We start from the raw sequence: 3,606 nt of genomic DNA, 5'->3' as shown, positions 1-3,606 counted from the left end.
AATTATTAAAACCCATTTTTTCATTAAAATTCAATGATTTTCATTTTGAGCACGATTTTCTCAAATGATGCACAACGTTTTTGTATATGAAAAGTAGCGGATTTTATGCACAAACTTTTCAGTTTATTAATGACCTTAAATTTATTGCTTTCTTCTTGGTTTTGGACTGTACCCGCTATTTTTTATATACGGTGTTGTAGGGCGTTTTTTTCCGATATCAAAATAAGTGTAAAGAATTTGGTCAAGAAAAGTTCTAATTATTTTACTTGGATTTTCTCGGATTGTTATAATCGAAGCTCTAGCATTATCGCCTTTTTTTCTTGGGTCCCATTTAATATTATGAACACCAAAAGATAATTGGTCTCCCCAAGTACCAACATTAACTAATTCTACCGCTCTATCAAGTCTTAACGATTTTTGGTCTTTTCTAGCTGTTACAAAAAGCTTAATTTCAGGTTTGTCTTGTTTTTTGGGTTTGTTTTTAGAAAAATTAATTTTTGAAGAGAATTTAAATCTCTCAAAATAAAAGACAAAACCCATACTTTTATCATTTGTTTTATTATAAATGGAAATTACAATATACCAAGTGTTTGAAACTTTTCTGTCTTCAATAATATCTAAGTATTGACTGTATGAAAGTATATCATATTCTTTTTTATAAAATGTTAGTTGTGGTAGTAATTCCTCAAGTTCCTTAATATTCTCAAATAACAAAGCTTTAAATACATTCAACTGACTTTTCCAAACTTCGTATTGATATGAATAAGTTTCTTTAGCTTTTTCGTAACTATCTTCGCCTAATTGCTTATAACGTGCTTTCCAAGTTTTTTGTCTATCATACTCATTTAAAAACTCTTCATATATATTCACGGTTTGCCTTAATTTGTCTGAAAATAATTCGACCAGACAAGTTATGTCTCCTTCATCAGCCTCAATTAATGAGTTGTAGTAATTATCTCGGTCAGATATTTTTATTACGATTTCAGGATAACCTTTTTGTAAAAGAAAGAAGTTAGTAAATAATCTGGAAACACGTCCATTTCCATCACTAAACGGATGAATCCAAGCGAGCCAATGATGCAAAATAGCACACATAATTATTGGGTCGTACTTATGCATATTTCTATTCATCCATTTGAACATTTCATCAACTTCTGGTTCAACATCCGCCCAATAAATAGGTTTATGGTCGGCATTTTTTATTGTTACTTCTTCTTTACGGAAACTACCACCTTGGATGTTAGGAATATTCTCCATTATTAAGCTGTGTAATTCAAGAAGAGTCCTTTTTGATAATGGTTCTCTGCCGTCAATCAAACGATAAAGATATTCTGTAGCATTCGCTAAAGAACGTGCTTCAACTTCATCTTTTAATGGTCGTTCATTAATGACCATTCCGTCAAGTATTATTTCTGTTTCTCTTAATGATAATTTATTTCCTTCGATAGCATTTGAGTTGTAAACAGAGGAAATTAATAATTGCTTCTTTAGTTTGTTTTCAAGCTCGTTATCCAATCCATTGTCTCTGCGCTTGTTTAGATTATCAATTATTTTTTCGATATTCTTTAAGCTTTCATTTAAGTCAAGGTTAGCTGATATATTTGGAATTTTATAAATCATTAATTTCCTATTTTAATTTTAATTCAAAATTTTAAATTTAGTTCTTTTCTAAATGACCTACAACGTGTTTGTATATGGTTTGTTGCGTGGTTTAGCACGTAATTTAGCAAATAAAAACCTAATAGAAAATCCGCGAGGATTTTCGTAAGTAGGCTAGAACCAGCAATAAATTATATACGGTGTTAGCCACTGACACTTTCTTGAATTGCACTTTGAATTCCGATTTTAATAATTGATTTTAAATCGTCCGAGGCATTTACAATTTCTATATTTTCAAAAAACTTTTCAGCACCTAATGTAACGTATAATTTTCCGAAAATCTGTTTAGCGCAGAATGTTGCCATTGACCTTATATTTCCCAAATCTACAGAAACTTTCGGGTTAGTTTTTAAACTTTCTGTTATTAAACCAAGGATTTTACTTCCTGATTCTTTTGTACTTATAATTGGACCGAAATCGTCTAAACTTATATTTTTCATTATTTCCAATTTATTTTAATATCGTTAAATTTTTTATTGTCGTGATTTTCAATATCACTAAGAGTTATCGGTTCTTTTAAAGGTAGTGATAAATAAATAATAGTACCTTTCCAATACCCACATTTTTTTGCAAATTCTTTGCCAAAGTCGTTTTTGTAAAATGCTCCTTCGGAATAAATATGGAATCGACCTCTTGTTTTTGTTGCTATTTGGTTTAAAATCCAAAGACCGTAACCCATATGATTTGTCATTTTTTTTGAGGTAACAAATTTTTCTACAGATTTCTTTAATGTTCCTGGTCTATCGATAGAGCTGTTTTCAAAGACTCTATTTAATGTTGTAATAATTCCATTACCAGTATCTGCACAAGCAATTTCTATATGATTTTCGTTTCCTTCTGCGACAAGAATGGAATTTGTATCATCGACTGCGTGCTCCCAAAAATTTAGTAATATCTCTGATAAGCATAAGAAAATCATAGATACTACTTTATCATTTTTTTTATAATATTCTTCAATTTTGGGTAAAAACTCAGATTTTAAAAATTTATCTGAATAATCTTTTGAGCGAAGTAAAGCTTGTGGTGCTATAATAAATCTATCATCGACAAAAACCTTTAGGTTTTTGTAGTTTCTTTCAGTCAAATCTTTATTAGAAACAAAAGAGTGAATCAATTTTGTGAAACCATATCTTTCCCACTCTTTTTCGATATAGTCGTTAACAAATAGATTAGGCTTTTTAAAACAATTGTGTTTATAAGTGTATTCTATAAACTTATAGTTAAGTAAAATGCCTAATAAAGAGGTTTTTTTTACTTTTTGTAAATTTATTACAACATTAGGTACAAGTTTTTCCTCCATACTGAAAGCTTGTTCCAGTGAATTTAATAACTCATAAATTGAATTTGGTTTAAGTATTTTAGGAAACTCGAATAGAATCATTTACCAAAGTTTGATGAAAGTTTATCAAATAATTTTAATTCTTTACTGTAGTCTTTTTTTCTATAATCCGTCAATGTCGTTTTGAAATAGTCTGTTATGTCATACATCAACTTCTGATTTTTTTTATGTATATAGAGTTTGTTTTTGCTGATTGATTTTTCTACATTCTGTATTAATTGTAATAGTTCATCAGCTTCTGTTTTCCCATCTAAAAAAGTCATTTTGTCTAACTTTCTGTATATGCTTTCAAATATTGAAATTCTTTTCTGTTCTTTTATTTTAAATGAAATTATACTTTTGTCCTTAGACTTTAGTTTATGCTGGGAAATTATATTGATTATTGTCGTTATTAAATTAATCGATATAAATATTAAAAGTGCAATCAATAGCTGATTATTCCTTTCAATATCATCCGCATAGGTTTTGAGTAAATCTTTTAATATTCCAATGTTGTTCATTTATTAACAGGTGTTTCTCGTGTTTGTGGCTAACGGTTTTGTGTATGGTTAGTTGCGTGGTTAAGCAACTAATTTAGCAAACTTTTACGAACCCGAGAAAATTCCGCA

Annotated in this window: 4 protein-coding genes; all 4 read right to left on the bottom strand. The window is 29.1% G+C overall.

The window, feature by feature from the left end:
- Positions 1–141 precede the first annotated feature (141 nt).
- Positions 142–1,620 carry a Fic family protein gene (locus tag Q0891_RS17135; protein ID WP_299103563.1) on the bottom strand — a complete coding sequence of 493 codons (1,479 nt, stop codon included), beginning with the start codon at positions 1,618–1,620 and terminating at the stop codon, positions 142–144.
- Positions 1,621–1,802: 182 nt separating this feature from the next.
- Positions 1,803–2,099 carry a DUF4325 domain-containing protein gene (locus Q0891_RS17130; protein ID WP_299103562.1) on the bottom strand — a complete coding sequence of 99 codons (297 nt, stop codon included), beginning with the start codon at positions 2,097–2,099 and terminating at the stop codon, positions 1,803–1,805.
- The gene (locus Q0891_RS17125) at positions 2,099–3,040 is read right to left on the bottom strand and encodes a hypothetical protein (protein WP_299103561.1); all 942 of its coding nucleotides are present in this window, start codon (positions 3,038–3,040) and stop codon (positions 2,099–2,101) included. The genes Q0891_RS17130 and Q0891_RS17125 overlap by 1 nt, the downstream gene beginning before the upstream one ends.
- Positions 3,037–3,498, bottom strand: a complete 462-nt coding sequence (locus Q0891_RS17120; protein WP_299103560.1) for a hypothetical protein — start codon at positions 3,496–3,498, stop codon at positions 3,037–3,039. The genes Q0891_RS17125 and Q0891_RS17120 overlap by 4 nt, the downstream gene beginning before the upstream one ends.
- Between the last annotated feature and the right edge of the window lie 108 nt (positions 3,499–3,606).

It is taken from the genome of uncultured Winogradskyella sp., assembly GCF_947498005.1.
In the GTDB taxonomy this organism is placed as follows: domain Bacteria; phylum Bacteroidota; class Bacteroidia; order Flavobacteriales; family Flavobacteriaceae; genus Winogradskyella.
The sequence above is the reverse complement of the archived record's forward strand: the minus strand, read 5'-3'. Positions and strand labels throughout refer to the sequence as shown.